We start from the raw sequence: 26,097 nt of genomic DNA, 5'->3' as shown, positions 1-26,097 counted from the left end.
GTGGCGCAGGCCCTTGGCCCGGCCGAGCGTCTGATGCGTCGTGACCAGGTCAGCGCGGCCGGACATAGCGGACCCCGAGGCCGTAGTCGTCCCGTGCCGTCAGGGGCCGGTCAAGGAGAGCGCTCACGTCCGGATCACCCCGAAGCAGCGCCGTGCTGCAGCCGCCGCCGCTGAGCCGGCAGCCGGCCGCGGCGAGGGTGAACGTGAGCGCGTCGGCCTGCCCGGGAGGGCGCGCAGCAGCGGGAAGGGGGCGAAGCGGCGGGCGTCGTCGGTGGCGACGCGGTCGCGGGTTCGTCCGGTGGGCGGCCAGCGTTGCGTCAGCACCCGCGTGCGGTCGGCTGCTCCTGGAGAAGTGCGAGGGTCCGCCGGTCACGTCTGTATGCAACACCACCCGGTCGGTTCCGCGCATTCGGTTTATTGCCGGTGTCGGCGGAGGGCCTGGGTGTCAATCCCCTGAGAACGTAGTGAGCCTCCCCTCATCCCACGGTGTGCGTTCCGGAGAGTAAGGGGAGTGGACACCACGCGCACCGGGAGTGCCGGAAGCCGCACGGAGTAGTTGGTGTCAGCGGGCCGCGAGTGCCGCGTAGGCGGTGGAGCGGCCGATTTTGAGAGTGCGGGCGGCCTCGGTGACTGAGATACCGTCGTCGACCAGGCGGCGTAGTGTGGCCAGTTCGGCGGGACCGATGACGCGCGGCCGGCCGGTCTTCTTCTTGCCGGGCAGCATGGCACCGGTGGCTTCCCGGCGCTTGGCGGCGGCGATTCCCTCGGCCTGGCGCTCGGCGCGCAGCCCCAGCTCGTACTCCGCAGCGGCGGCCAGGACCGCGAACATGAACCGGCCCTCCTTGGTGCCCAGATCAAAGTTCTCCGTCAGCGACACCACCGTGATGCCGCGGTCGCGCAGCTGGTTGACCGTGGTCAGCACGTGCCCCGCCGAGCGGCCCCACCGGTCGGACTTCCAGAACTTCAGCGTGTCGCCCGCCCTGGGCAGCGCCAGGAGCGCCTCCCATGCCGGCCGCGCGACCCCGCGCTTGCCCGGCTCCTTTTCCATGACCAGTTCGTCGTAGCCGCTGGCCGCCAGAGCGTCGAGTTGGAGCTGCGGGTTCTGATCACGCGTCGAGACTCGTGCGTACGCCCAGACGGTCATCAGCCACCCTCACGGCGGTGTCCAGAAACGTCTACCTTTCTGGACAACCTAGCGAGCAGGGACAATGCCGTCCATAAAACCCTGTCCAGAAAACGCTGCGGCACAGCGCGCTCGCGCAGGAGGCGGCCCGGTCGGCAGCACCCCCGGGCAGCGACACGCGTGGGCGCGCCGTACAGACGAGGTCTGTTAATCACGACATAGCATGACCTGATGGGCATTTCCCGGCTCTCCACGGATGCGCGGCAGCGGCGCAGTTCCGAGATGCGTGCATTCCTCCGGTCGCGGCGAGCCCGGGTGATGCCCGCTGACGTGGGCATGCCGGCAGGCAAGGGCCGCCGTACGCCCGGGCTGCGGCGGGAGGAGGTGGCGGTGCTCGCCGGTGTAGGAGTGTCCTGGTACACCTGGCTCGAGCAGGGACGCGACATCAACGTCTCCGCCGACGTCCTGGACGCCATCGCCAGGGTGCTGCGCCTGAAGCCCGCAGAGCGCGAGCACCTGTACCTCCTCGCTGGCCTCAACCCGCCGCGGGCGGCGCCGTCCGAAGGACGGGTCCCCGATGCCGTGCAACGGCTGCTGGAGGGCTGGCTGCCGCGGCCCGCGTACGTCATCGACCGGCACTGGAACGTCCTCGCGGTCAACCGCGCGGCGGAGATCGTGTTCCAGTGCAACGAGTACGACCACAACTGCCTGGTCAGCTTCTTCACCAATGCCCGCTACCGTGCGGCAGTCGTGGACTGGCACGACGCGGCGCGAGCGATGATCGGCCTGTTCCGGGCGGACGCCGCCCGCTATCCGGACGATCCCGAATTCGGCCGCCTGGCCGCGGACATGTGTGCCGCGAGCCCCGCCTTCGCCGAGATCTGGGCGGAACTCCCCGTGGGCGGTCCCACCCATGGGACCAAGGCCCTGGAGGTTCCCGGCCTGGGGACGCTGACCTTCGAGGCCACCATCCTGCCGCTGCCCGAGCTGCCCGGCCACCGCCTGTCGCTGCACACCCCCGCACCCGGGACGGGAACGGAGGCCCTGCTGGAGCGCTTGGTGGTGGTGTCAGACCCAGGTTCAGCCAACACTGCCGCGTAGGCTCGTGCCGCTCGAGGATCGTCGGCATGAAGCGATTCACGAACAAAACAGTTTTGATCACCGGCGGCACGAGCGGCATCGGGTTCGCGACCGCGCGCAGGCTCCTCGATGAGGGCGCGTACGTCGTCATCACCGGCCGCGACCAGGCCCGCCTCGACACCGCGGCAGAACGCCTGGGCTCCGGGCGGGTCCTGCCCATCCGCGCGGACGTCAGCGTTGACGCCGACCTCGATCTCCTGGTACGGCGCGTCGAGACCTGGCGCGGCGCTCTCGACGCGGTCTTCGCCAATGCCGGAATTGCGGACTTCAGGCCAGAGTTCACCCCGAAGGACTTCGACCACACCGTGGGAATCAACTTCAAGGGAGTGTTCTTCACGATCCAGAAGGCGCTGCCGCTTATGGGCGACGGAGGCGCCATCGTCATCAACGCATCCTGGACCCTGTACCGTGGCCTCCCGGTGGCCTCGATCTATGCCGCTAGCAAGGCCGCCGTGCACAATCTCGCCCGCACGCTCGGCACCGACCTCGCACCGCGTGGCATCCGCGTCAACTCCATCAGCCCCGGCTACATCGAGACCGAGATGTACCGGTCCGCTATCGACCCCGACGCGGAGACCCGCATCACGGCGGAGGTGCCGCTCGGCTCGCTCGGCCACCCGGACGATGTCGCCGCTGCCGTCGCCTTCCTGGCCTCGGACGACGCGTCGTACATCACTGGTCAGGACCTCGTCATCGACGGTGGCCTCGTGGCGGCGGCGCCCCTCGGGCTGCGCCTTTGACAGCCATACAACAGCCGTAGCAGGCCCACCGCTACGCCGCCTCGGGCAGGTCGGGGTCGAAGTCGTCGGGACGCAGACGTAGCACGTCGGTCGCGTACAGGCCGAACCGGCTGATGTGCGCGATCAGGTAGGGCGACAGCTGCGCGACTCGTCTTACCCCGGAGGCAGACGCGCCGGCCGGTAGCGCGTGCCGAGTTGTCGGGTTGCGCGCCCATCCGGGCAACGACCACGTCATCTTGTACAGGCCCGGCGTCGACGGCCGTATCCGGATTCCGGTGCGCCCTGCTGACTGGGACAAGGCTGCTCTTGTTGGTCTGGGGTACTGGTGGGAGGACGTTCAGACGCCGTGGCTAACTCATCCGGTTGAGTGGCATCCGGCCGAGCGGGCATTCATCGACTCCGCCTGGGACACGCGGCCCAGCTCCGGCTCCGCATACAGGGATCGGCCGGTGGCGTGGCCGCTCACCGCGTTCGCCCACGCGTCGAAGGACAAGTCCTGGCTGGTGCACCGGGCTTGGACGGAGGCCCTGAAGGGGATCGTCATCACTCCGGCGAAGTCCAAGATCAGGCCCCGGTACGACAACGCGCCTCCCCGCACGGTCAGCTGTACGCCTCCGAGGTGACCGTACCCGGCAACCGTCCTCCGTTCCAGACAAGAGCAACCAGTCACCTCCCGCCGGGATTCCGTCGCTTCTCGAAAGACCGGGAGGGAACACGGTGATGTTCTGGCTCCTGATAACGGCCCTCCGCCCCCGAACATGTCCCCAGCCGCCTGGTAGCGGGGGGAGAGATCATGATTGCAGTTCGTGATCGTTTCGGAGGCGGTCGGGTGGAGGGTGGGTTCGGGTGCGTCGGGAGTGGGAGCCGGAGGAGCTGGTCGCGGCGTGGACGCTGCTGGACGGCGACCGGGAATGTTTCCGCAGCCGCTGACAAGGGTCGCGATCGTCATCTGACAAGACCTGCCTGATTCCCCCGGATTGACGCATGCCTATATCGGCATATGATGGCGGCCATGGCACGAGCAGCGACGACGTCGGATGTCTTCAACGCGATCGCCGAGCCGCAGCGCCGGGAGATCCTGGTACTGCTGCGGGCGGGTGAGCGGCCGGTGACCGAGTTAGCCCAGGAGCTGGGGATGACCCAGCCGCGGGCGTCCAAACACCTGCGGGTGCTCCGGGAGGTCGGGCTGGTGCGGGACCGCAAGGCAGGCAAACAGCGTCTGTACGGCCTGGACGCCCGCGGGCTGCGACCGGTCCACGAGTGGACCGGCGGGTTCGAGCGGTTCTGGAACGAGAGCTTCGACCGGCTGGACGCCTACGTGCAGGACCTCAAGCAGGCAAGTCAGGAAGGAAGTAAGTAAGTGATGAGCGAGCCGGGACAAGGAGCGCCGGCGCAGTCCGCGACGGCCGACCGCGAGATTGTGATCTCCCGGGTCATCGACGCCCCACGGGAGCTGGTGTTCGAGGCGTTCACCGAGGTGCGGCACCTGTCGCGGTGGTGGGGGCCGGAGGGGTTCACCACCACCACACGGTCCTTCGAGTTCCGCGTCGGCGGGGAGTGGGACTTCGTGATGCACGGGCCGGACGGGACGGACTACCAGGAGTGGATCACCTGGACCGAGATCGTCCCGCCGGAGGGGATCGCGCTGCTGCACGGCGAATACCGCGGCGACCCGAACGCCTTCGAGTCGGTCCTCGCGTTCGCGCCCGACGGGGCGGCGACCCGGATCGAGATGCGCACGGTGTTCCCCACCAAGGAACTGCGCGACGAAGCGGTCGAGAAATACCACGCGATCGAGGGCGGCCGGCAGACCCTGAGCAACCTGGCTGCCTACGTCACCGAGATCGTTCGGAAGGGAGCTGAGGGCTAATGGCCCGGAAGGTGTTCTTCAGCGTGTCGATGTCGCTGGACGGTTTCATCGCACCCGAGTCCCTCGGGGATTTGATGGGGCGGCAGTGGATGGAACTGCAGCGGTGGATCTTCCCACAGCGGTTCTTCCGGGAGAACCTGAAGCTCGGCGAGGGCGGCGAGGAAGGGCGCGACAACGACATCGTGCGGGAGACGTTCGAGCGCACCGGCGCGAGCGTGATGGGCAAGCGCATGTTCGACGCCGGCGAGCAGATGTGGCCGGAGGAGGCGCCGTTCCACACGCCGGTGTTCGTCGTGACGCACGAGAAGCGTGACCCCTGGGAGCGGCCGGGTGGGACCACCTTCCACTTCGTCAACGACGGCATCGAGACCGCGCTCGACCAGGCCCGCGAGGCCGCCGGCGACCGCGACGTCCGCATCGCGGGCGGCGGAGCGACGATCCTGGAGTACGTGAACGCCGGCCTGGTCGACGAGTTCTCGATCGCGCTCTCACCCGTGCTGTTCGGCTCCGGAATCCGCCTGTTCGAGGGCGTGGACGCGGGCCGCGTGGCCCTGGAGCAGGTCCGCGCGGAGCCGACGCAGCGGGTGACCCACCTGACCTACGCAGTCCGGGAACGGTAACTGTCTTGACCTCAGCGCTCTCCCGCCGAGGTCAGCAGCGCGATGAGATCCTCGATGCGCTGAGCGTCAGGGCCCTCTCCGCTCCCGAACATGTGCCGGCCGCCAGGCAGCTTCCACGTGACTACGCGAGCTCGCCGTACTCGGCGACGTTATGCCGCGTGGTTCTCCACGAGAACGGCCCGGCCGGCCTCTGCGGTGAGGTGGTCCACCGAGAAGACGGCCGGCACCTGTCGGCTGTCGATGGTGGACGTGATCTGTTCGATCCGGCGGGCCAGTTCGGCGACGACGCGGGGAGCCGACACGACAAGCGACGGCGCTACCCCGAAGCCGTCGACCAGGCCCACACCGACTTCGCCACCCTCCAAACGAATACCTGACCAGCACGGCAGCCGACAGATCACGGCTGGTCGTGCCGTATCCGCCCGATCGGCGAGTACTGCGGCAGCCCCTTTTGGGCTGTGTGCCCAGCCTGGTCAGCGGCTAGGTTTCCGGCATGAATCTTTACGAGCAACGTCCGCCCATCGTGGCCGATGAGCGGACGCAGCTGATCGGGTGGCTGGACCTGCAGCGGGTGCTGGTGCGCCACAAGCTGGAGGGGCTGCGGGCCGAGGACGAGCATCGTGCGGTGCTGCCGGAGTCTCCGATGATGACGCCGGCCGGGCTGGTGTCGCACATGCGCTGGACCGAGCACTGCTGGTTCAACGTGATCTTTCTCGGTGAGCCCTCCGACACGAACCCGCAGTTCCGGAAGGATCTGCCGGACGACGCCGACATGATGGCCGACGGTGTACCGCTGGCCCGGCTGCTGGACGAGTTCGAGGCGCAGTACGCGCGGTCGAACGAGATCATCGCGGCCCACGCGTTGGACGACGTCGGCAAGCAGTCGGACTTCGCTCCGACGTTGCGGTGGATCGTGATCCACATGCTCGAGGAGACCGCCCGGCACGTCGGGCACCTGGACGCGATGCGCGAGCTGCTCGACGGGCAGAAGGGGTATTACTAGTTCCACGGAGATCCGGCGGGCGGGCGATCGCTTCGCCGACTGCCGCTCCCCACGCGAGGTGTAGCTGTAACCGGTGACCTTAGGCTTCAGCCCGACCGCCGAGCAGAGCCGTCCGGACGTGCAATATCCACACTGGAAGCCGTCGAGCCTGGCGAACGCCTGCTGAAGCGGCAGCGGTTCGCCGTCACCGGCCAGTCCCTCGGCGGTCGTGATCTCGGCGCCCTCGGCGGCCACCGTCAACGTCAGGCGGGAGACCACCCGCCTGCCGTCGAGGAGCACGGTGCACGCGCCGCACTGGCCGTGGTCGCAGCCCTTCCTGGGTCAGGTGTGGCCGATGTCCTCACGCAACGCGTCCAGCGGCGTCGTGCGATTGTCGACGCTCAGCCGGTGCGGCACACCGTTGACCTGTGACGAAATCACGCTGCGGTGACGGTTCGTCATCGTCCCTCCTTTCTCGGGGCTACGTGATCAGTCCCGCGGCGGGCGGACGATCCCCAAAGCTCGCGTGCCCTTGCCCGTTCCTGCCCGCGTGGCGGGTGCTCTCGACGGCGATCAGAGCAGCGAGGATGGCCACCACGCCGGCCAGCCCGACCAGCGGCGGGAGGACCACGGCGGCCGGCGCGGCCGCAAGGACGGCGCAGGCCGCCGGCAGCCGCCATCGGCCAAGCGCGCGGTGCATCCGGAGCCTGAACAGCAGATGCCCGACGAGGTAGAGCGCGACACCGCCATAGAGCGCGAGTGCGGAGAACACGCCCAGGGGCTCACCCTCGTCGGCGTGTGCGACCACGCCCTCGATGCCCAGGGCGGTGAGCAGAATGCCGGCGATGATGGGGAAGTGTCCGTAGGTGTAGGCCTCGACGGCCAGGATGACCCGCTCTTCGCCACGTACACGGCTGAGCCTGCGCTCTGCCGCGCCTGCCACCACGTCGAAGTAGAGCCACCACAGGCACACCGCGACGGCGATGCCGAGAACGGCCGCGAGCAGCAGTGCCGCGCTGACGAGCTGTCCTGCGGCGCCGGCACCGACGGCGATGACCGACTCGCCGATGGCCAGGATCATGAACAGCCCGTGCCGCTCGGTCATGTGCGCCGGGCTGTGCAGCCGCCAGTGACCGTTCCTGGCCGTGAGATAGATGCCCACCCAGTCCACCACCAGGGCGACGGCGAACAGCAGCATCTGTGTCCAGTTCCCCAGCAACGTCCCGGACACCAGGAGCGCCGCGCTCGCCGTCATGGGCAACCAGGTGATGGCGATCTGACGCCGCAGCCCGGTGTCACCGTTCGCGGCCACGGCGAAGACCATGAGATGCACCCAGCGAACCAGCAGGTAGGCGCCTACCAGCACGATGGCGCCCGGCCCGTCGGCCCACGCCTCCGGGATGGTCAAACCGACCACGAACATCGCCGCCATCGCGACGACCATCCCGCCCCGCAGCAGCCCCCCGTCGGCCCGAGAATGGTTGCCCAGCCAGGTGTAGCCGGACCAGGTGCCCCACAGCAGCGCCAGCATCAGGAGACCCTGGAACACGCCGTTGGCGTCGTGCTCGCGTGCCATGGAGCCGGTGAGCTGCGTGATCGCGAAGACGTAGACGAGGTCGAAGAACAACTCGAACGGCGTCGCCCGGTGATCCTCACCGGTCGGCCGTACGGCCGGCAGAGCCTTCTGCCGCAGAGCCATGATCGACCTCTAATCGAAGGCCGGGGCCGGGACACGGGGCCTCCGGCAGAAGTAGACGAACGCGGGCGGCACGTTGGCCCACACCGTCCGGCTGACCACGACCTCCTCGAACCGGCCGCCCAGGGACCGCCGTAGCCGCCGGGCCGGCGGAGCCCACCGCGTGTGCGTGTACGCGAACGTGGTGAACGCGCCGTGCGGGGCGAGGGCGCCGGTGAGGGCATCGAGCAGGTCGTCCTGCCGGCTCGCGGCGAACGCCGCCCAGGGCAGCCCGCTCACGATCACGTCCGCGCGGTGGTGACCGCGCTCCGCGAGCACCTCGCGAAGATCCCGGGCGTCGGCCACGGCGACGCCGATCTGGGGGTAGCGGGTGGCGAGACGCTGCGCGAACCGCTCGTTGACCTCGATGGCCAGGTGGTGGCCACGGCCGTCGAGCCGGTGCTGGATCGCCGCCGTGAACGCACCCGTGCCCGGGCCGAGCTCGACGACCAGCGGGTCACCGTCACGCGGCACGGGCGCGGTGATCAGGTCGGCCAACGGCTCACCGCTCGGCGCGACCGCGCCGACGGTGAAGGGAGCGCGCGCGAACTCGTGCAGGAACGCGGCGCGGTCGTGGGCGCTCACCGGACGGCTCCGGATGATGGCTGCAGGACCCGGGCGAGCCAGTCGTTCCTGGTACGGCGGGCCGCGACCGAGATCCGAGCCCCGGGATACAGCGCGTCGAAGCCGTGGCAGCCGCCTGCCCAGATGTGCAGTTCCGCCTGGCCACCGGCGGCCCAGATCCGGGTGGCGAATGCGACGTCCTCGTCGCGGAACACCTCGGCAGTCCCGGCATCGATGTAGGCGGTCGGCAGGCCGGACAGGTCATCGGCGATCGCGGGTGACATGTAGCCGGACACCTCCCCGAGACCGATGAGCGATCGCCAGCCGAACTCGTTCATCTCGCGGGTCCAGACACCGGGCTCGCCGGCATGCTCGACGACCCAGAGCAGCCCCTGATAGCAGTCCTCGACCGGGGTCGTGCCGGTGGCCTCCGGCGCCAGCCGGTACTCCACGGAGACGACGGCGGCGCCGAACAGGTCGAGCCAGTCCAGGGGGATGTCGATCTGCGAGAAACGGTCTCCCATGACCATGCCGCCGCCGTGGATCCAGTAGACACACGGGGTCGGTGCGTGATCGGTCCGGGCCGGAGCGAAGATCGACAATGGGACGGGGGTGGTGATCTCGCGGTGGTCGGCGGCGCGGCCGTGAAGGATCGCGTCGACCGGCGTGGACGGCAGCCGGCGCAGCTGGGCGAGCACCTCCGTGTCGAGCCCGGACATGAGCGGCAGGTCGGCGAGGAGCGCGCGCAGTTCGGGGTCGAGGCCGGGGCGGGCCATGGTGGTCTCCTCGTTCACAGGGCGGCCTTGCCGCCGACGGGGACCTCGTCGATGTACTGCGCCTCCGCGGCCAGCAGCGGCTGCAGGGCCGCGACGAACGCCTGGGCCTGCTCGGTCGCGAAGAACCTGCCGTGGGCCTCCTGGCTGACCCAGCCCTCGGTGACGTAAACGGTGTCCGGATTGCCGGCCGAGCGGCCGACCAGGAAGACGACGCAGTCCTCGTTGGGCAGGGACGGCGCGTCGAGCAGGGCCGCGACCAGGTCGTCGCCCCTGCCCGGCTGCGCGGTCATGGCGGCGTGGAAGCCGTGGCTGATGGTCATGGGATTACTCCTCACTGGTGGAGCTCGTCGCAGCCCACTGTCGGCGCCGGCCGGCCGTACCGCATCAGTCATCCGACTCCCGCCTTGAGCGCCCATGGCGGCCGGTGACTTAACCGCTGATGCAGTTAGGTCATTTGACAGATGCACGGCTCAGGCACGTGCCCGACCATCGACACGTGACGAGTCCTCCAGAGCCGCCAGCCGTCCTGCGCATGCGCGAGGTCCGGGACCGGGCCCTGTTCGACTTGGAGGACGGTGCGGTCACACCGTCGAACCGGGCCGACCTGAAAGCGGTCGCGCACCTGCTGAACGTGTTGCTGGCCAGCATGGTCGTGTCCTCGTTGCAGTACGAGCAGCACGCACTGCTCGTCCGCGGGCCGTCACACCGGCCGGTCGCGGAGTTCCTCCACGGCTGCGCCGACCGTGACCGCGCCGGCGCGCGGCTGCTCGCGACCCGCGTCGTCCAGCTCGGGTTCACCGCCGCTTATGACCCACGGCACCTGCCTGCACGGTCGCGCATCACCTTCCAGACATTCCAGGACGGCGATCTCACCGGCATCGTGACGCAGAACCTCGTGGGTGCGCGGATCCTCATCCAGTCACTGCAGGAAGCGGTGCGCTGGATCGAGGCCGACGACCCCACCACCCGGCGCCTGCTGGAGCGGCTGCTGGAGGACAAGGAGGCGCAGGCCGACGAACTCAGCGCGGGGCTTCGGAATCCGGAGAGAGCGCATCCCTGAGCCCCGCGCGAGAGGTGACGCCGAGCTTGGGAAAGATGCGGTACAGGTGCGCGCCCACCGTCCGGTGCGAGAGGTACAGCCGCTCCGCGATCTGTTTGTTGGTCAGACCGCTCGCCGCCAGCTCGGCGATCTGCAACTCCTGCGCCGTCAAAGCGACCAGGCCGCCTGACGATGCCTCGGCCGACCGGTATCCGGCGGCGCGCAGCTCTCTCCGCGCACGCTCGACCCAGGGGCCGGCGGCCATCGCGGCGAAGCCGTCACACGCGATGAGAAGATGCCGACGCGCCTGCGACGCCGATCTGCCACGACGCAGCCTCTCGCCGAGGACGAGCCGGATGCGGGAGGCGTCCCACAGCCACCGTTCCGCCACATGGCCCGACAGCAGCGACTCCAGCCGCGCCTTCGCCTCATCGTCATCGAACACGAGAAACTCCGCTGCCGTCTGAATCAGCGTCATCCGGATCGACAAGCCGGCCACGTCGGCGGCCTGCATCGCCTCGACGTGCGCCCGGGCTTCGACCGTCCGCCCTGTCCGCACCGCCGCCTCGACGAGGTCGAACATGACCCACATGCAGTGAGGCACATGCGAGGCAAGCGCGCCGGGCGGGCTCATCGCGGCGGCGTGGTGGAAGGCGGCGTCGAAATCTCCCTGGCCCAGCGCCGCGAGGGTACGCGGATGCTGGGCGAAAAGGGCCGCAGCCGTCACACCACGCGGGAGCGCCCAGTGGGTGATCTCGTCAGCGAGCGCGTACGCCTCGTCGAAGCGTCCCCGTCCGGCGGCGAGGATCGCTCTGTTGTACAGGAAGTACCACGCGAAGAAGGAGAAGCCGCTGGTGTCACAGACCTGCTGTCCCTCACGAGCGAGTTCCTCGGCCTCGTCCCATCGGCCGACAAGGTAGTCGTCCAGACACAGGTGCATGAGGGCACCGAGGTGCCGGCGGGGCGCTCCTCCCTCTCGTCCCTGCCGGACCAGCCGCCACGAGGACTCACGACAATCACCCAGGCGATCCAGATAGACCGAGGCCGTGCCGACCCGCATGATCCGCGTGGGGTCGGTCTCGTCCGCAAGGGTGTCGAGGATGACCTGGCTGCTCGCCAGCGCCGACGCCCCCGTGCGGACCGGGTCGGGAAAGGTCTTGCTCGCCAGCGACAGCACGTCGGGCGGTCCTGGCTCCAGTCTCTCCAACGCTCGGTAGAACGGCTCCCAGTACTCCGGGACGCTGCCGTACCAGCACAGCAGCATCAATGTGTGCATGGCCTCGATGAGCGCGGGATCCTCGGCCCGGTAGCCATGCTCTGCGGTCTCGATGGCGCCGACCAGGAGCCGGTGAGCGGTGGCGACGTCGCCGTCCCCGTTGAGCATCAGGAACGCGGCCGCGTTGGCCGCGTGGAGCGAGCCGGTGAAATCCGGAGCCGCCCGCCGCGCATCGGTCAGGAGCGTCTTCGCATCGTCGATGGCTCCGCTCGCCTCGGCGCCGATGTACGCGGCCTCAGAGAGCCGACGCCCCCGATCGGCGCTCGTCACGCTCAGCTCGGCCGCGCGGATCAGCGTGGCGACCGCGGCGAACGCGTCACCGCGAAGCATGATGCGATGCGCTGAATCCTCGAGCAGCGCCGCCACCGTCTCGTCCGGGCCGACGGCGGCCGCAGCGAGGTGCCACGCGCGACGTTCCTGGTCATCCGTCAGGGCACCGGCAAGGGCGACATGCGCGGTCCGGCGCTCTTCGTGCGTGGACCCCGCCACGATCGCCGACCGGATCAGCGGGTGCCGGAACGCGATCCGTGCCGTGGCGTCGTCCACGCGTACCAACTGCGCCCGCTCGGCGGGGGCGAGGTCGGCCAGTCCGGCCTCATCCGTCAGGGCGGCCCTGAGTACCCGGACGTCGCCGGTGCCCTCGAACGTGGCCAGCAAGAGCATTCTTCGGGTCGGTTCCGGCAGGTCGGCGATCCGCGCAGCGAACATCGCCTGGAGCCGATCGCTGAGCGGGACCACCTCCGAGTGCGCCACTGCAGGATGTGTCGCACCCAGCAACGTCGAAGGCAGTTCCGTCAATGCCAGCGGATTGCCCTGTGCGAGGTCGAGCAGCCGTTTCCTGATCCGCACCGGCATATCTGGGAAGTTGACGTCGACCAGCTGACCTGCCGCTTCTCGATCCAGTGGCTGAACGACCATCTCGGTCAACCCTCGCGGTGCCGAGGAGCTCACCGCCCCCGTCCTGGCGGAGATCAGCAACGCAGCCTGAACGCCTTGCAGACGGCGGGCGACGAATCCCAGCACGACGGCGCTGGCCCGGTCGATCCATTGGACGTCGTCCACGAGAAGGGCGAGCGGCGCCTCGGCGGCGACCCCCTTGATGAGCAGGAGGGCGGCGTTGCAGATCAGGAGCGCGTCGGTGGGTGCGCCGACACCGAATCCCAGCGCCACCGACAGTGCCTCCCGAAGCTCCGGCGGCAGGCGCCGGATGTCGGCTTCGACCGGCAGGAGCAGCTGATTGAGGCAGGAGTAACCGACGTCGGCTTCGAACTCGGACCCGGACGCTCGCAGCACGCGCATCCCCGTCGTGACGGCCAGCTCGGCTGCGGCGGCCAGGAGAGCGGACTTGCCGATACCGGGGTCACCCCACATCAGCCGCGCGTCGCCATGCCGCCGAGCCGCGTCGAGAAAGCCGGACAGCTGTTCGAGCTCGGCACGGCGGCCGAAGAGTGCATTGCTGGCCACGGATACCTCACGGCGTCGGTCAGTGCCTCACCGGCTCCGGATAAAGGCTGCTGCGATCATAACCGTCACTCGATCGCCCTCGAGGTCTGCTTCCGCCTCTCTCCTCAGGAGGGCGGGATTGGGCAAGGAATCGCGACCATCGAGCAAGTCCGCCCCCGTCTCTACGACTCCGAGGTGAGTGATCTCACCGCACTCGCGTGCGGTGGGGACGAGATCACCGCCGAGGCTGTCGGCTCCGTCTGGACCCGATGGTTCACCATGTCTCCGCATTGGTGCACCCGGGAACCCGGGTGTGCCGCTTGACGGGCGTGCGATAGGTTGCCCGCCATGACTGATCTTGGGCCCGCCACCTGGCCGCCTGCCCTGATCAGGACCAGGCGGCTCGTGCTCCGTGAGTCCGAGGCCCGGGACCGTGCGGCGTTCGTCGAGTTGTTCACCTCGCCGGAGGTGGGCGCCTACATCGGTGGCCCTCGACCGCGTGATGAGTTCGAACGCGCGTTGCCTGAGGTGCCCGGGCGGCGCCCTGGCCTTTTCGTGGTCGATCTCGATGGGGCGATGATCGGCATGATCACGCTCGATCGGCGCGATGCGGAGCGTCCGGGTCATGTCTGTCCGGATGCCGGGGAGGCCGAGCTCGGCTACATGTTCCTGCCGGAGGCGTGGGGATGCGGGTACGCCGCCGAGGCGTGCGCGGCGGCACTCGACTGGTTCGCCGGCGCACTTCCCAGCGAGCCGGTGGTGCTCTGTACCCAGACCGCCAACGACCGCGCGATGCGCCTCGCGGCGAAGCTGGGGTTCACCGAGGTGGAGCGGTTCGAGGAGTACGGCGCCGAGCAGTGGTTCGGAGTGTGGTCCTCGCTCACACCGTCCGGTTGAGCTCGTGCCCGGAAGGGGTGGTGTGCCGGCCGCCGGTCCTCGTCGTCCTCGACGGCGTCCGCGTCCCGGAAGGGGCGCAGGCCGGGGCCGCCGGCCTTGATGTCGAACAGGTGGCGGCCCAGGAAGCTGATGTGCCGCTCCCTGAGCGGGGAGAGCCGGGCCACGTCCTCCAGTGTCTGCGCTCATTCTCAGAGGCCGGAACTAGCCTTCCGGGTAGAAGAGGAACAGCGTGCAGCCCGTCGTCGTCTGCGGGACGTGCGAGGAACCTGCGGGAGCGTGGATGAAGGAGCCGGCCGGATAGTCCCGGTCGCCGTCGTTGAAGACGCCGGAGACCACGAAGACCTCCTCGGGCCCCGGTTCGTGGACGTCGACTCCCTGCCAGCAGGTGTTCGCGTCCATCTCCAGCACACAGGCCTTTGCCCCGTTGTCCCCGGTCCACAGCGGGCGCGTACGGATGCCTGGGAACAGTTCGCGGACCGGGGCGTCCTGGACGGCGGACCACACATAGGCGGGCGTGTTCTGTTCTGTCGTCATGGGGCCAGCCTGGCGGTCGACCATCGCCCCGCCGAGTGTCAGGAAAGACGTCACACGGTACTTTCCTGCCATGCATCGCGTAGTGGCGCTCGCCCGCTCACCGCAATCGACCTTCGAACTCGCCTGCGCGGCCCAGGTGTTCGGGATCGAGCGGCCAGGACTTCCGGCGCGGTACGCCTTCAGCGTGTGCGCGGAGCGCCCTGGCCGGGTCTCGACGTGCGCCGGATACGACATGCTCGTGACCGACGGGCTGGACGCGCTCGACCGGGCGGACACCGTGATCATCCCGGGCTGGCTGCCCACCGGGGAGCCACCCGCACCTGCGGTCGTCCGGGCGCTGCGCCACGCGCACTCCCGCGGAGCGCGGGTGGTCAGCATGCCGCCCCACCGCGAGGGCGGGCAGTTGCAGTACTCGGCGCCGCACCCCGCACAGATCGACGGCACACTCGCGCCGTTGCTGGAATGGATCATCGGGCGACTCGGCGAACCGGTGACCGTTGAGAGCATGGCCGCGCACGCGGGCGTCTCAACACGTACCCTCGCCCGGCGGTTCGCCGATCAGCTCGGCACCAGCCCGGGGCAGTGGCTGCTCACCCAGCGGATCGCCACGGCCCGGGACCTGCTGGAGTCCTCCGACCTCCCGTTGGACGCCGTCGCCCGCCGCGTCGGTCTGTCCTCAGCAACCAACCTGCGCAGGCGCTTTCTCAACACCCTGGGCACAACGCCGGGCGCCTACCGGCGGGCGTTCCGGGCCAAGTCGCGATGACAACCCCCTGGTTCAACGACACCAGTCCCGCTCCCGCGTCAAGAACGCACCACTCCGGCCGGTCCCGCGGTAGGTGACCGAGCGCTCGGGGCTGGGCAGCAGGTCGCGGCGGCTTTGAGGAGCCCGGGGGTGATGACGGTGGAGCGGCCGCCGGTGCGGCCGCACGCCCGGCGGGACGGCGGCCGTCAGGCCGCCCTTGAAGACCCGGAAAAAAGGTCTCGTCCGCCGCGATGAGTTCCGACCTCGCCGTCGGTATGTACTGACGAGCTCACCGGAACACCCGGGCGAGCCGATCGCAAGGGAGAATCCGATGTCAGACAGTCATGTGGAAGACGAGGCCGCCATCCAGGCCGTGCTGGTTGCCTCCTACAAGGCGTGGGAGGCCGGCGACGCCGACGGCATGGTCGCCAACTACACCGCGGACGCGACCGCCATCATGACCGGTTCGCTCCGCGACAGCCGTGACGTGATCCGCGAGAACATGGCCCTGGGCTTCGCGGGGCCGCTCAAGGGCAGCTCCACCTACAACAAACAGCTCAGCCTTCGCTTCGTCGGCAGGGACGCCGCGATCGTCATCAGCGAATCCGGCATCCTGTTCCCCGGCGAGACCGGGGTTCCGGACGACCGGCGCAAGGTGAACGCGACCTGGGTCTTCGAGAAGCGGGACGGTCAGTGGCTGATCGCCGCCTATCACAACAGCCCGGTGCTGGCGCCCGGGCGGTGAACCCTTCCCTGTTACCGGTAGTGACCGTATGGTGCCACGACGAACATCGGACCGGAAGGTCCCGGTAAGCCCCGCACCGCTCTGAGCTGCTGGAACTTCGATTTCCGATAGCCAGAGGTTTCGCGTGGGCGCCTCGGACCTTGCATCGGATGCGACCCCGGGCGACCCCCGAGACGCCTCCGAACGAGAAGTCACGCCAAGGGCCTTGATTCCGGCCGCCTTGGCGGGACTTTTCATTCCGATATTCGTCATTCCCCTGCCTACAAGTGAGGTTCAGGAACAGGCACTAAACTTGTTCTTTATCTAAAATCGGACGTATGTCATGGCCAGGCCGTTGATGACCGCGTGGTGATTTATCCGCCATAGCGGATTGTCATTGCACGTCGCCAGGAAGGGTGGTTGTGGCGGTAGTGGAGATGGGGCGTGGCGTGATGGCGGGGGAAGAGGGCTTCGATCGTCGGATCGAACCGTTTCGGACGGAGCTGGTGGCGTACTGCTACCGGATGCTCGGCTCGGCTCACGACGCAGAGGACCTGGTCCAGGACACGTACCTGAGGGCGTGGCGGGCGCGGGAGCAGTACGACGACACTCGCAGCTCACTGCGCACCTGGCTCTACCGGATCGCGACGAACGCCTGCCTGACCGCCCTGGAGGTTCGGAGGCGCCGACCGCTGCCGTCGGGGACGGTGGCCGCGTCGGATCCGCTCGTGCCTCTCGTCCGGGGAGAGCACGCCGCCTGGCTCCAGCCCTTGCCGGACTCGTCGCTGGACGCGGGCGATCCGGCCGGGACCGTGATCGACCGCAGCAGCCTGCGCCTGGCGTTCGCCGCCGCCCTGCAGCACCTGTCGGCGCGTCAGCGCGGTGCGCTGATCCTGCGTGACGTGCTCGGCTTCTCCGGGGCCGAGACGGCGGAAATCCTCGGCACCACCGTCGTGTCGGTGAACAGTTCCCTGCAGCGGGCGCGCACCCGTATGAAGGAGGCCGGGGTCCGGCAGGAACGGGTCAGCGAGCCGTCCGCAGCCGAGCAGCGCGCCTGGCTCGAACGCTATATGAAAGCGTTCGAGGTCGCCGACGTCGAGGGCCTCAAGCGACTGCTCACCGAGGACGTCATCATGGAGATGCCGCCGATGCTCAACTGGTTCTCCGGTCGCGGCAACTACGGCCTGTTCATGGAATGGGTCTTCGGGGCGGCCGGAAAGGAGTGGCTCCTCAAAGAGGTCACGGCCAACGGCGGCCAGCCCGGATTCGCCGCCTATCGGCGCGTCGGCGACGGGTACGACCTGCACACGCTCCAGATCCTCACCGTCACCGACGAGGGCATCACCCGGAACTCGGTGTTCCAGGACCCCGACGTCTACGCGACTTTCGGCCTGGCGGCCAGGCTCGACGCCCAGGGACTCGCCATCGCCTTCACCAAGCTCGACCCGCAGGACCAGGCCGATCCGGAGGCCGATCCGGCGCCGGCTGCCTGAGCCCCGGTACCGGATCGGCCCCGAGCGGTAGTGGCACCCGGCCTGGGGCGGTCGAAGTCGTCTGCCGCGGCTTCGACCGCCCCAGGCTTCTGGCCACGGTCGGGTTCGGACCTGTGCCCGGGCGCCCGGGTGTGCGCGGACCCGCGCCGTGGGCTATTCCTCCCGGGCCGGACGGAGTACCCGGCGCACGGCGCCACGCAGCCACTGGTGGGCCCCGTCGGCGGTGTGGCGCGGGTGCCAGGCCATGCCGATCGTCAGTGGTGGCAGCGGCAGCGGGATTTCCAGCAGGCGTAGTCCCAGCGCGTGCGCCGTGCCGCTGAGTGGTGAAGGGGGCTCGCCCGGCGGCGCGGTCGGCACCAGGCAGACCACGTCGCCGACCGCGGCCAGGGCCATCGCCGCCAGATGTCCGGGCAGGACCGCGCTGACCCGCCGGCTGAGCCCTTGCTCGGCCAAGGCCGCGTCCAGCGGGCCGCTGAAACGTCCCCGGCGGCTGACCGCCACGTGCTCGGCCGCGGCCAGCCTGGCGGGCGTCAGGGTTCCTTCGGCGAGCGGGTGCCCGGCTCTGACGCCGACCGCCATCCGCAGCGTGACCAGCTCTTCGACCCGGGTCTCCGGGTCGACGTGGTCGATGGCCCCGATCTCCAGATCGATCCGGCCCTCGCGCAGCGCGGGGCCCGCCTCCCACTCCTCTGCCAGCACCCGCAGCGAGACGCCCGGCGCCCGGCGCCGGGCCAGCCCGAGCAGACCCGGTGCCAGCGCCGCGCCGACCAGGTCCGAGGCCTGGACGGTGAAGGTGCGCCGCAGTGCGGCGGGGTCGATCGCACCGCTCGGGGTGAGCAACGCCTCCAGCCGGCGCACCACCGCGGCGGCCTCGTCCCGCAGCGCCTCTGCGCGGGGTGTGGGCACCATCGCTTGTCCTGCCCGCACCAGTAGCGGGTCCTGGAGCACCCGGCGCAGCCGGGCCAGGGTACGGCTCATCGCCGCGGGGGAGGTGCGCAGCCGCGCGGCGGCAAGGGTGACGCTCTGCTCGGTCAGCAGGGCGTCGAGGGCGACGGCGAGATTGGCGTCTAGGTTCGGAGATGGGCTGCTCACCGGCATGATTCCGTTTCAGGCAATGATTGGATGCTGAGGTTCCCATTGTGGCAATGCGGTTCGGGTCTGCACGATCGAAGGGCCGTACCGATCCGACACAGACCGCGAGGTTTTCATGATCGTCATTACCGCCCCCACCGGGAACATCGGCCGGAGGCTGCTTTCGCTGCTGGTCGAGGCCGCGCCCGCACGCGGAGAGGAGTTGCGCGTCGTGGTCCGTGATCCTGCCCGGCTCCCCGAGACCGTGCGCGGACGGGTCCAGGTGGTCACCGGCTCGCACGGCGACGCCGCGACCGTCGAGCGCGCCTTCACCGGGGCCGACGCCGTTTTCTGGCTGGTGCCACCGGACGCCTCGGCCACGCCCGACGAGGCGTTCAGCGGCTTCACCCGCCCGGCCGCGCGGGCGTTCGCCGCCCACGGCGTCGGCCATGTCGTCGGCGTCTCGGCGCTCGGCCGCGGCACCCCGCAGGCCGCCCGGGCCGGGCTGGTCACCGCCTCCCTGGCCATGGACGACCTGATCGCCGGCTCCGGCGTCGCCTACCGCGCCCTGGCCAGCCCGTCCTTCTTCGAGAACCTGCTGGAGGAGGCCGGCTCGATCCGCGAGAACGGCGTCTTCACCGACACCGTCGCCGCGGACCGTCCGGCCCCGCTGGTGGCCGTCGCCGACATCGCCGCGACGGCGGCCGGGCTGCTGCTGGACCGCTCCTGGACCGGCGTCGGCAGTGTTCCGGTGCTCGGCCCGCAGGACCTGTCGCCCGACGACCTGGCCCGCATCATGACCGAGGAGCTGGGCCGTCCGGTCCGCTACCGGCGCCGGCCGCTCGACGAACTGCGGTCCACCCTGCTCGGCCACGGCCTCAACGAGGCGTTCGTCGAGGGCGTCGTCGACATGAAGCGCGCCAAGGACCAGGGCCTGGACTCGGGCGTCGACCGCTCGCCGCAGGCGGGCCCGGGCACCGGATTCGCGCAGTGGTGCGCGCAGACTCTCAAGCCCGCCGTCCTCGCCACACCGGAGGCAGTCGATGCCCACTGACCGAATCGAGCCGCCGGTAACCGCGTTCATGCTGGTCAAGACAACGCCCGAATGGCTCTCGATGACCGTGGCCGAACGCGTCCAGGCCTTCACCACCCAGGTCGTCCCGGTGATCGAGGCCCGCACCCGCGGCGTCCGCTCCCGCTTCTACGACACGGAGTTCTACTCGGCGCGGGTCACCGACATCTGGGTCTGGGAGGCGGACGACCACGACGCCTACCGGCTGCTGATCGACGCGCTGCGCGAAACCCCCTTCTGGGACCGATACTTCGACGTTGTGGACCTGCTCGTGGGCACCGAGAACGGCTACGCACGCACCTACGGCCTGGAGCCGGTGGCCACCCTCGCCACCTGACGCTCCTGCCTGACCGGCCGGTGCCGCCACCGCCCCGCGGAAGCACCGGCCGGCGGTTCAGCCGAGCGGATGGCAACGCGACCCCGCGTTGTCACTCGCCGGTAGATCCGGCGACGAGACCGATGCAAGCGTTGATACGGGTGTTGTCGGCAGGGAGATCGGCGTCATGGGGCAAACGCCAGGTCCCGCCCGCGGGTGTGCGCCACGGTCTTCCAGCCACCGAGACCGCCGGGTTATCGTGGATGCCGCACGCAGATCTCCGCGATCTTTCAGATTTTCTGAAAGGTTCCCTGCAGAACTCCTCGATGGACGCGCGCTCTCGCCCGCCAACAGACTCCCTTCCTGAGATTCAAGCAGCGGACCCGACCGATCGGGACCGCCTCACAGGAAGCGCGATCTATGGCGAATCGATCCCGGAGAGTGGCGCCCGCAGGGCTCGCGCTCGTCCTGGCCCTCGTGATGGCGGGCTGCAACGCGAACTCGCCGTCCACCGAGCCGACGAAGGACAAGAACACGACGGCGCTCGAGTCCGTGTCCCAGGGCGGGACCCTGCACTACCTCTCGCGGCGCGCGAACGAATCCTTCGAGACCGCCAACGCGCAGATGGTGCCGACCAGCCGGCTGCGGTGGGTGCACCGCGGGCTGACGTCGTGGCAGACGTTCCCGGACAAGGACACGATCCTCGTGCCGGACCTCGCCACCGACACCGGTACGACGAACGACGGCGGCAAGACGTGGACCTTCACGCTGCAGGAGGGCCTGAAGTTCTCCGACGGCAGCCCGATCACCGCGCAGGACGTGAAGTACGGCATCGAGCGGTCGTTCGCGCCGATGTTCCAGGGTGGCCTCGGCTACCACAAGACGCTGCTGGTCGGCGGCACCGACTACGACGGCCCGTACGACGGCAAGAAGCTCGACTCCGTCGAGGTCGTCGACGACCGCAAGATCGTCTTCCACCTGACGCGTCCGTTCGGCAACTGGCCGTGGATCGTCAGCATGCCGGCCTTCGCGCCGGTGCCGGCCGCGGCCGACACCAAGCCGGAGACGTACGGCGAGCACCCGGTCGCCAGCGGCCCGTACCAGGTGACGAGCTTCAGCAAGGGCTCGCAGGCGGTGCTGGAGCGCAACCCGAACTGGAAGGCCGACACCGACCAGGTGCGGCTCGCCGGCCCGGACAAGATCATCCTCGACATGGGCCTGAACAACGACACGATCGTGCAGCGCCTCATCGACGACAAGGGCGAGGACAAGACCGCGATCAGCAACGCGCTCATCTCGCCGTCGCAGTTCCAGCGGATCGAGTCCGACCCGTCGATCTCCGCCCGCATGGCCAACAGCCCGTCGGGCTACTTCCGCTACCTCGCCATGAACGTCAAGCGTCCGAGCCTCTCCGACGTCCGCGTGCGGCGGGCGATCAACTACGCGATCAACAAGGCCGAGCTGCAGAGCGTGTACGGCGGCCCGAAGTTCGGCGGCCAGATCACCTCGACCATCATGACGCCCGGCATCCCCGGCTACACCGAGTACAACCTGTACGACGGCGGTGACACCGGCAACGTCGACAAGGCGAAGGAACTGCTCGCCGACGCCGGCGTCTCCGGCCTGAAGCTCACGCTGACCTACCCGACCGACGTGAGTGCGATCGAGGAGAAGGAAGCCCAGAGCATCAAGAACTCGCTGGCGCGGGTCGGCGTCAAGGTCGAGCTCAAGGGCCTCGACGGCGACACCTGGTCCGAGCTCGTCTCGTCCGCCGACGGCGACTACGACATGACGACGAACGGCTGGGGAGCGGACTTCCCGAGCGGCATGAGCACCATCCAGCCGCTGTTCGCGTCGAGCGAGATCGGCAACGGCGGCGGCAACGCCTCGAAGTTCTCCGACCCCAAGGTGGACGCCGCGATCGACGCCGCGATCGCGGAGCCGGACCTCGGCAAGGCCGCCGCGATGTGGGCCGCGATCGACAAGCAGATCATGGAGGACGCCCCGGTCGTGCCGATCCTCGTGCAGCGCACGCAGGCCCTGGCCGGTTCGAAGATCCTGAACTACTTCATCCCCGCCTACCCGCCCTTCGCGAACGAGCTGGTCGTCGGTGTCGATCACTGAGATCCAGCAGGCGGAGGGCCGGCGTACGTCGGTCCTCCGCCGCTTCCTCCGGAAGCGGTCCGGCGTCGCCGGTCTGGTCATGCTGGTCGTGCCGCTCGTCGCGGGGCTCTGCGCCCCGCTGCTCGTGTGGATCGAGGGACAGGATCCGAGCACCTTGCACACCGAGCTGCTCCACCCGGACGGCGGCCGTCCGCTGGGCGCCTTCGGTGGCGTCAGCGCCGACCACTGGCTCGGCGTCGTCCCGGTGACGGGCGTCGACCTGTTCGCCCAGATCGCCTACGGCATCCGCTCGTCGCTGTTCATCGCGTTCGGGGCGAGCATCCTGTCGATCGCCTTCGCCGCCGTCCTCGGTACGGCCACCGGGTACTTCGGCGGCTGGCTCAACGCCGTCGCGGGGCGGGTGATCGACTTCATGTTCGGCTTCCCGGGCCTGATGTTCGTCATCGCGATCATGGCGATCGTGCCGCCGGAGATGCCGCGGGGCCTGGTCCTCGTGCTGGTACTGGCCTTCTTCGGCTGGACCGTTCCGGCCCGGATCATCGGCGCCCAGGCCGGCGCGATCAACGCCCGCGCCTTCGTCGAGGCGGCGCGCGCGACCGGGGCTCCGCCCTGGCAGATCATCCGCCGCGAGATGCTGCCGCACCTCTTCGGCCTGGTCGTCGTCCTGTTCGCGATGTCACTGCCCGGCAACGTCAGCGTCGTCGCGGGACTGTCGTTCCTCGGCGTCGGCCTGCGTGGCGACGTCCCCGACCTCGGCAAGCTGCTCTCGGACTCGCTGCCGTGGATCTACAGCGGCGCGGACGTCTGGTACATGCTCTTCCCGGGCGCCGTGGTGTTCCTGATCGTATTCGGCGCCACGCTCGCCGGCGACGCGCTCCGCGACGTCCTCGACGTGCGCACGGAGGATGCTACATGATCGTCTACATCGCCCGCCGCATGGTCACCGCGGTGTTCATGCTCCTCGCGATCGCCTTCGTGACGATAGCCCTCTTCTTCGGGGCCTCGAAGGACCCGGCCCGCGCCATGTGCGGCAAGCCGTGCCCGCCCGACACCCGGGCCAAGGTCAGCGCCTACATGCAGACCGACCAGAGCCCGGTGTGGCAGTACACCGAGTTCGTGAAGGGCCTCTTCGTCGGCCGTACGTACGGCGCGGGCGCCCAGCAGGTGCACTGCCAGGCGCCCTGCTTCGGCTACTCGTTCCCGAACCGCAGCGACGTCACGACGCTCATCGCCGAGCGGCTGCCCGTCACGTTGTCGCTCGCGTCCGGCGCGGCCGTCCTGTGCCTCGTCGTGGGCATCGGCCTCGGCGCGTTGTCGGCGATACGCAAGGGCGGGATCGTCGACCGGTTCTCGACCGGCTTCGCGATGTTCGGACTGTCGGTGCCGACCTTCCTCGTCGGCCTGCTCGTCCTCCAGGTCTTCGGCTTCATGCTCAACGCGCTGCCGTACTCCGGCTTCGTGTCGTTCTCGGAGTCACCGGCGGACTGGGCCTGGCACCTGATCGGCCCGTGGATGGTGCTGTCGTGCATCCTCGCCGCCGGCTACATCCGGGTCACCCGCACCCAGCTCCTCAACGAGCTCTCGGCCGACCACCTCGTCGCGATGACCGCGCGCGGCGCGTCGACCCGGCAGGTGAACCGGCACGCCGTCCGCGGCGTGATGGTGCCGGTCGTGGCGATGTTCGCGCTCGACGTCACCGCGCTCCTGGGCGGGTCGGTGATCGCGGAGAAGGTGTTCAGCCTGCACGGGCTCGGCGACCTGCTGCTGTCCGGCGTGAACGAGTCCGACCTGAGCATCGTGGTCGGGGTGACGCTCTTCTCCGCCTTCCTGATCATCGTCGGCAACCTGATCGCCGACCTGCTGATGCCGCTTCTCGATCCGAGGATCCGCCGTGCCTGACCCCGTACTCCAGATCGAGGACCTGTGCGTCTCGTTCACCAGCGGCGGCGTCACCGCCGATGTCGTCCGGGACCTCTCCGTGAGGCTGGACGGCGGCCGCACGCTCGCGGTGGTCGGCGAGTCGGGGTCGGGCAAGACGATCACCGGCCGGGCGATCATGCGGCTGCTGCCGCGCGGGGCGAGCGCCCGGGGCCGGATCGTCGTCGCCGGCCGGGAGATGCTCTCCGCCGACGAGCGCGAGCTGCGCCGGGCCCGTGGCTCCGACGTGGCCATGGTGTTCCAGGACTCGATGTCCGCGCTCAGCCCGTACCTCGACATCGGCGCGCACATCGCCCAGGCGGTCCGCCTGCACCACCCGTCGGTCACCCGCCGCGCCGCGCGGGCCCGCGCGGTCGAGATGCTCGACCGGGTCGGCATCCCCGAGCCCGCGTACGCCGTACGCCGCTTCCCGCACGAGTTCTCCGGCGGCATGCGGCAGCGCGCGGTGATCGCGATGGCCCTGGTGAATCGGCCTGCGCTCCTCATCGCCGACGAGCCGACCACCGCGCTCGACGTGACGGTGCAGGCGCAGATCCTGGCCCTGCTCCGCGAGCTCCAGCGGGAGTACGGCATGGCGATGCTCCTGATCAGCCACGACTTCGGGGTGGTGGGGAGCGCGGCGGACGACGTCCTCGTGCTGTACGCCGGCCGTCAGGCCGAGTACGGCAGCCTCCGCGACATCTTCGATCAGCCCGCCCACCCGTACACCGCCGGTCTCCGCGCGGCCACGCCGCGGCTGGACGCCCGGCTCGACACCGGAGGGGAGCGGACCCGGCTCCGCGCCATCCCCGGCGCGCCCACGTCGCTGCGCGACGCCGGGCCGGGTTGCGCCTTCGCGCCGCGCTGCGGCTTCGCGGACCAGGTCGGCGAGCGCTGCGTCATCGAGGTACCGCTGCCCACCGTCCGCCCGACCAGCGAGGACGGCGGCCTGCACCTTGCGGCCTGCCACCTCGATCGTCTCCCCGCACCGCAGGAGGTCGCCCGGTGAGCGAGCCGATCCTGGAGATGACCGACGTCAGCAAGCTCTACCGCACCGCCGGCTTCGGCCGTGGGCGCAAGGGCTTCCTCGCCGTCGACGGCGTCTCGCTCCACGTCGAGCGGGGCGAGGCGCTCGGCCTGGTCGGCGAGTCCGGCTCGGGCAAGTCCACGCTGGCGCGGATGGCCAACGGCCTGGTGGTGCCGACGTCCGGCACCGTCCGTACGGACGGGCAGGACGTCGCCCGCCTCGGTCGGCGAGGACTGCGGCGGCTGCGGCGCAACGTCGCCATGGTCTTCCAGGACCCGTTGGCGTCGCTGAACCCGCGGCAGACCGTGCGGCAGACGCTGGAGAACGTCTTCCGTGCGCACGGCGAGACGACGTCGACCGCCGAGCTGGTCACGCTGCTGGAGTCGGTCGGCCTCGGCGCCGACTACCTGGGGCGTTACCCGCACGAGGCGTCCGGCGGGCAGCTCCAGCGCGTCGCCGTGGCGCGCGCGCTCGCCCTCAAGCCGGACCTGATCATCGCGGACGAGCCGACCTCGGCGCTCGACGTGTCGGTGCGCGCCCAGATCCTCAACCTGCTGGCCGACCTGCAGCGCGACCAGGGGATCTCGTTCCTTCACGTCAGCCACGACCTGGCGGTGATCCGGCTCTACAGCGACCGCGTCGCCGTCATGCAGCGCGGCCGCATCGTCGAGACCGGCCCGTCCGACGAGATCTTCCGCTCCCCGCGGCACCCCTGCACGCGCGCGCTGGTCGAGGCGACACCGGAGGCGGAGCTACCGGCCTGACCTGCGGGCGCGTTGCGCGCCGCCGATCAGGCGTGCCACGATCATGACCATGACTCACCGAACGACCACCCCGTCGTGAGCCGGCCGGAGTCCGGCGCGACAGAG

At 69.6% G+C, this 26,097-nt stretch carries 29 protein-coding genes and 1 pseudogene; 19 read left to right on the top strand and 11 right to left on the bottom strand.

Features of this window, described 5'->3' with window-relative positions; translation table 11 throughout:
• Positions 1-562: 562 nt before the first annotated feature.
• On the bottom strand, positions 563-1,144 hold the full coding sequence (locus AB0N02_RS29655; RefSeq protein WP_363953105.1) for a recombinase family protein: 582 nt from the start codon (positions 1,142-1,144) through the stop codon (positions 563-565).
• 210 nt (positions 1,145-1,354) lie between these two features.
• On the opposite strand from AB0N02_RS29655, the gene AB0N02_RS29650 reads away from it, so the two are divergent.
• Both AB0N02_RS29650 and AB0N02_RS29645 read left to right on the top strand, forming a co-directional pair.
• Positions 1,355-2,224: a helix-turn-helix transcriptional regulator gene (locus AB0N02_RS29650; protein ID WP_363953103.1), complete on the top strand. Its 870-nt coding sequence runs from the start codon at positions 1,355-1,357 to the stop codon at positions 2,222-2,224.
• Positions 2,225-2,250: 26 nt separating this feature from the next.
• Complete coding sequence (locus AB0N02_RS29645; protein WP_363953101.1) at positions 2,251-3,003, top strand: glucose 1-dehydrogenase; 753 nt, start codon at positions 2,251-2,253, stop codon at positions 3,001-3,003.
• A 31-nt stretch (positions 3,004-3,034) separates the two neighbouring features.
• On the opposite strand, the gene AB0N02_RS29640 is transcribed toward AB0N02_RS29645, so the two are convergent.
• Positions 3,035-3,301, bottom strand: a complete 267-nt coding sequence (locus AB0N02_RS29640; RefSeq protein ID WP_363953099.1) for a hypothetical protein — start codon at positions 3,299-3,301, stop codon at positions 3,035-3,037.
• Between the two features lie 151 nt (positions 3,302-3,452).
• Here AB0N02_RS29640 and AB0N02_RS29635 point away from each other — a divergent pair, with 151 nt between their 5' ends.
• The 4 genes from AB0N02_RS29635 (at position 3,453) to AB0N02_RS29620 (ending at position 5,493) form a co-directional block, all read left to right on the top strand.
• On the top strand, positions 3,453-3,626 hold the full coding sequence (locus tag AB0N02_RS29635; RefSeq protein ID WP_363953097.1) for a hypothetical protein: 174 nt from the start codon (positions 3,453-3,455) through the stop codon (positions 3,624-3,626).
• Positions 3,627-4,015: 389 nt separating this feature from the next.
• Positions 4,016-4,363: a metalloregulator ArsR/SmtB family transcription factor gene (locus AB0N02_RS29630; protein ID WP_363953095.1), complete on the top strand. Its 348-nt coding sequence runs from the start codon at positions 4,016-4,018 to the stop codon at positions 4,361-4,363.
• 3 nt (positions 4,364-4,366) lie between these two features.
• Positions 4,367-4,873: an SRPBCC family protein gene (locus tag AB0N02_RS29625; RefSeq protein ID WP_363953093.1), complete on the top strand. Its 507-nt coding sequence runs from the start codon at positions 4,367-4,369 to the stop codon at positions 4,871-4,873.
• On the top strand, positions 4,873-5,493 hold the full coding sequence (locus AB0N02_RS29620; protein ID WP_363953091.1) for a dihydrofolate reductase family protein: 621 nt from the start codon (positions 4,873-4,875) through the stop codon (positions 5,491-5,493). The genes AB0N02_RS29625 and AB0N02_RS29620 overlap by 1 nt, the downstream gene beginning before the upstream one ends.
• Positions 5,494-5,642: 149 nt before the next feature.
• On the opposite strand, the gene AB0N02_RS29615 is transcribed toward AB0N02_RS29620, so the two are convergent.
• Positions 5,643-5,837 (bottom strand): hypothetical protein, encoded by a 195-nt coding sequence (locus tag AB0N02_RS29615; RefSeq protein ID WP_363953089.1) that lies wholly within the window; start codon positions 5,835-5,837, stop codon positions 5,643-5,645.
• A 149-nt stretch (positions 5,838-5,986) separates the two neighbouring features.
• On the opposite strand from AB0N02_RS29615, the gene AB0N02_RS29610 reads away from it, so the two are divergent.
• A complete protein-coding gene (locus AB0N02_RS29610; RefSeq protein WP_363953087.1) occupies positions 5,987-6,496 on the top strand; it encodes a DinB family protein in 510 nt (169 codons plus the stop codon).
• Between the two features lie 87 nt (positions 6,497-6,583).
• Here the strand turns inward: AB0N02_RS29610 and AB0N02_RS29605 are convergent.
• The 5 genes and pseudogenes from AB0N02_RS29605 to AB0N02_RS29585 all read right to left on the bottom strand — a co-directional run.
• Positions 6,584-6,937: pseudogene (locus AB0N02_RS29605) on the bottom strand (2Fe-2S iron-sulfur cluster-binding protein); the annotation flags it as partial.
• 19 nt (positions 6,938-6,956) lie between these two features.
• Positions 6,957-8,174, bottom strand: a complete 1,218-nt coding sequence (locus tag AB0N02_RS29600) for a low temperature requirement protein A (protein ID WP_363953085.1) — start codon at positions 8,172-8,174, stop codon at positions 6,957-6,959.
• A 9-nt stretch (positions 8,175-8,183) separates the two neighbouring features.
• Positions 8,184-8,795, bottom strand: a complete 612-nt coding sequence (locus tag AB0N02_RS29595; RefSeq protein ID WP_363953083.1) for a methyltransferase domain-containing protein — start codon at positions 8,793-8,795, stop codon at positions 8,184-8,186.
• Positions 8,792-9,568, bottom strand: coding sequence for an alpha/beta hydrolase (locus AB0N02_RS29590; protein WP_363953081.1), 777 nt, complete (start codon positions 9,566-9,568; stop codon positions 8,792-8,794). The genes AB0N02_RS29595 and AB0N02_RS29590 overlap by 4 nt, the downstream gene beginning before the upstream one ends.
• Positions 9,565-9,870, bottom strand: coding sequence for an antibiotic biosynthesis monooxygenase (locus AB0N02_RS29585; RefSeq protein WP_363953079.1), 306 nt, complete (start codon positions 9,868-9,870; stop codon positions 9,565-9,567). The genes AB0N02_RS29590 and AB0N02_RS29585 overlap by 4 nt, the downstream gene beginning before the upstream one ends.
• 176 nt (positions 9,871-10,046) lie before the next feature.
• Between AB0N02_RS29585 and AB0N02_RS29580 the strand changes: the two genes are divergently transcribed.
• The gene (locus AB0N02_RS29580) at positions 10,047-10,610 is read left to right on the top strand and encodes a ferritin-like domain-containing protein (protein ID WP_363953077.1); all 564 of its coding nucleotides are present in this window, start codon (positions 10,047-10,049) and stop codon (positions 10,608-10,610) included.
• Here AB0N02_RS29580 and AB0N02_RS29575 read toward each other — a convergent pair.
• Entirely contained in the window at positions 10,570-13,329 is a 2,760-nt protein-coding gene (locus tag AB0N02_RS29575; RefSeq protein ID WP_363953075.1) for an AAA family ATPase, read from the bottom strand. The genes AB0N02_RS29580 and AB0N02_RS29575 overlap by 41 nt on opposite strands.
• Before the next feature lie 327 nt (positions 13,330-13,656).
• On the opposite strand from AB0N02_RS29575, the gene AB0N02_RS29570 reads away from it, so the two are divergent.
• Positions 13,657-14,205, top strand: a complete 549-nt coding sequence (locus AB0N02_RS29570; protein ID WP_363953073.1) for a GNAT family N-acetyltransferase — start codon at positions 13,657-13,659, stop codon at positions 14,203-14,205.
• Between the two features lie 201 nt (positions 14,206-14,406).
• Here the strand turns inward: AB0N02_RS29570 and AB0N02_RS29565 are convergent, their stop codons facing one another.
• Positions 14,407-14,739 (bottom strand): cupin domain-containing protein, encoded by a 333-nt coding sequence (locus AB0N02_RS29565; protein ID WP_363953071.1) that lies wholly within the window; start codon positions 14,737-14,739, stop codon positions 14,407-14,409.
• A 70-nt stretch (positions 14,740-14,809) separates the two neighbouring features.
• On the opposite strand from AB0N02_RS29565, the gene AB0N02_RS29560 reads away from it, so the two are divergent.
• The 3 genes from AB0N02_RS29560 to AB0N02_RS29550 all read left to right on the top strand — a co-directional run bounded on the left by AB0N02_RS29560 (position 14,810) and on the right by AB0N02_RS29550 (position 17,701).
• Positions 14,810-15,505: a helix-turn-helix domain-containing protein gene (locus AB0N02_RS29560; RefSeq protein ID WP_363953069.1), complete on the top strand. Its 696-nt coding sequence runs from the start codon at positions 14,810-14,812 to the stop codon at positions 15,503-15,505.
• A gap of 310 nt (positions 15,506-15,815) precedes the next feature.
• On the top strand, positions 15,816-16,229 hold the full coding sequence (locus tag AB0N02_RS29555) for an SgcJ/EcaC family oxidoreductase (RefSeq protein WP_363953067.1): 414 nt from the start codon (positions 15,816-15,818) through the stop codon (positions 16,227-16,229).
• Between the two features lie 401 nt (positions 16,230-16,630).
• Positions 16,631-17,701 (top strand): sigma-70 family RNA polymerase sigma factor, encoded by a 1,071-nt coding sequence (locus tag AB0N02_RS29550; RefSeq protein ID WP_363953065.1) that lies wholly within the window; start codon positions 16,631-16,633, stop codon positions 17,699-17,701.
• Between the two features lie 153 nt (positions 17,702-17,854).
• Here AB0N02_RS29550 and AB0N02_RS29545 read toward each other — a convergent pair whose 3' ends face one another.
• Positions 17,855-18,793 carry a LysR family transcriptional regulator gene (locus AB0N02_RS29545; RefSeq protein WP_363953063.1) on the bottom strand — a complete coding sequence of 313 codons (939 nt, stop codon included), beginning with the start codon at positions 18,791-18,793 and terminating at the stop codon, positions 17,855-17,857.
• A gap of 115 nt (positions 18,794-18,908) precedes the next feature.
• Here AB0N02_RS29545 and AB0N02_RS29540 point away from each other — a divergent pair, with 115 nt between their 5' ends.
• The 7 genes from AB0N02_RS29540 (at position 18,909) to AB0N02_RS29510 (ending at position 25,992) form a co-directional block, all read left to right on the top strand.
• The gene (locus AB0N02_RS29540) at positions 18,909-19,826 is read left to right on the top strand and encodes an NAD(P)H-binding protein (RefSeq protein ID WP_363953061.1); all 918 of its coding nucleotides are present in this window, start codon (positions 18,909-18,911) and stop codon (positions 19,824-19,826) included.
• Entirely contained in the window at positions 19,816-20,181 is a 366-nt protein-coding gene (locus AB0N02_RS29535) for a darcynin family protein (protein ID WP_363953059.1), read from the top strand. Before AB0N02_RS29540 ends, AB0N02_RS29535 begins: the two co-directional genes overlap by 11 nt.
• Positions 20,182-20,580: 399 nt before the next feature.
• Positions 20,581-22,284, top strand: coding sequence for an ABC transporter substrate-binding protein (locus tag AB0N02_RS29530; RefSeq protein WP_363953057.1), 1,704 nt, complete (start codon positions 20,581-20,583; stop codon positions 22,282-22,284).
• Complete coding sequence (locus tag AB0N02_RS29525; protein ID WP_363953055.1) at positions 22,271-23,200, top strand: ABC transporter permease; 930 nt, start codon at positions 22,271-22,273, stop codon at positions 23,198-23,200. The genes AB0N02_RS29530 and AB0N02_RS29525 overlap by 14 nt, the downstream gene beginning before the upstream one ends.
• Positions 23,197-24,183, top strand: coding sequence for an ABC transporter permease (locus tag AB0N02_RS29520; protein WP_363953053.1), 987 nt, complete (start codon positions 23,197-23,199; stop codon positions 24,181-24,183). Before AB0N02_RS29525 ends, AB0N02_RS29520 begins: the two co-directional genes overlap by 4 nt.
• The gene (locus AB0N02_RS29515; RefSeq protein ID WP_363953051.1) at positions 24,176-25,210 is read left to right on the top strand and encodes an ABC transporter ATP-binding protein; all 1,035 of its coding nucleotides are present in this window, start codon (positions 24,176-24,178) and stop codon (positions 25,208-25,210) included. The genes AB0N02_RS29520 and AB0N02_RS29515 overlap by 8 nt, the downstream gene beginning before the upstream one ends.
• The gene (locus tag AB0N02_RS29510) at positions 25,207-25,992 is read left to right on the top strand and encodes an ATP-binding cassette domain-containing protein (protein WP_363953049.1); all 786 of its coding nucleotides are present in this window, start codon (positions 25,207-25,209) and stop codon (positions 25,990-25,992) included. The genes AB0N02_RS29515 and AB0N02_RS29510 overlap by 4 nt, the downstream gene beginning before the upstream one ends.
• Positions 25,993-26,097: the final 105 nt, after the last annotated feature.

The sequence above is a fragment of the Streptosporangium sp. NPDC051022 genome, assembly GCF_040683035.1.
In the GTDB taxonomy this organism is placed as follows: domain Bacteria; phylum Actinomycetota; class Actinomycetes; order Streptosporangiales; family Streptosporangiaceae; genus Streptosporangium.
This window is presented reverse-complemented; position numbering and strand designations above follow the sequence as displayed.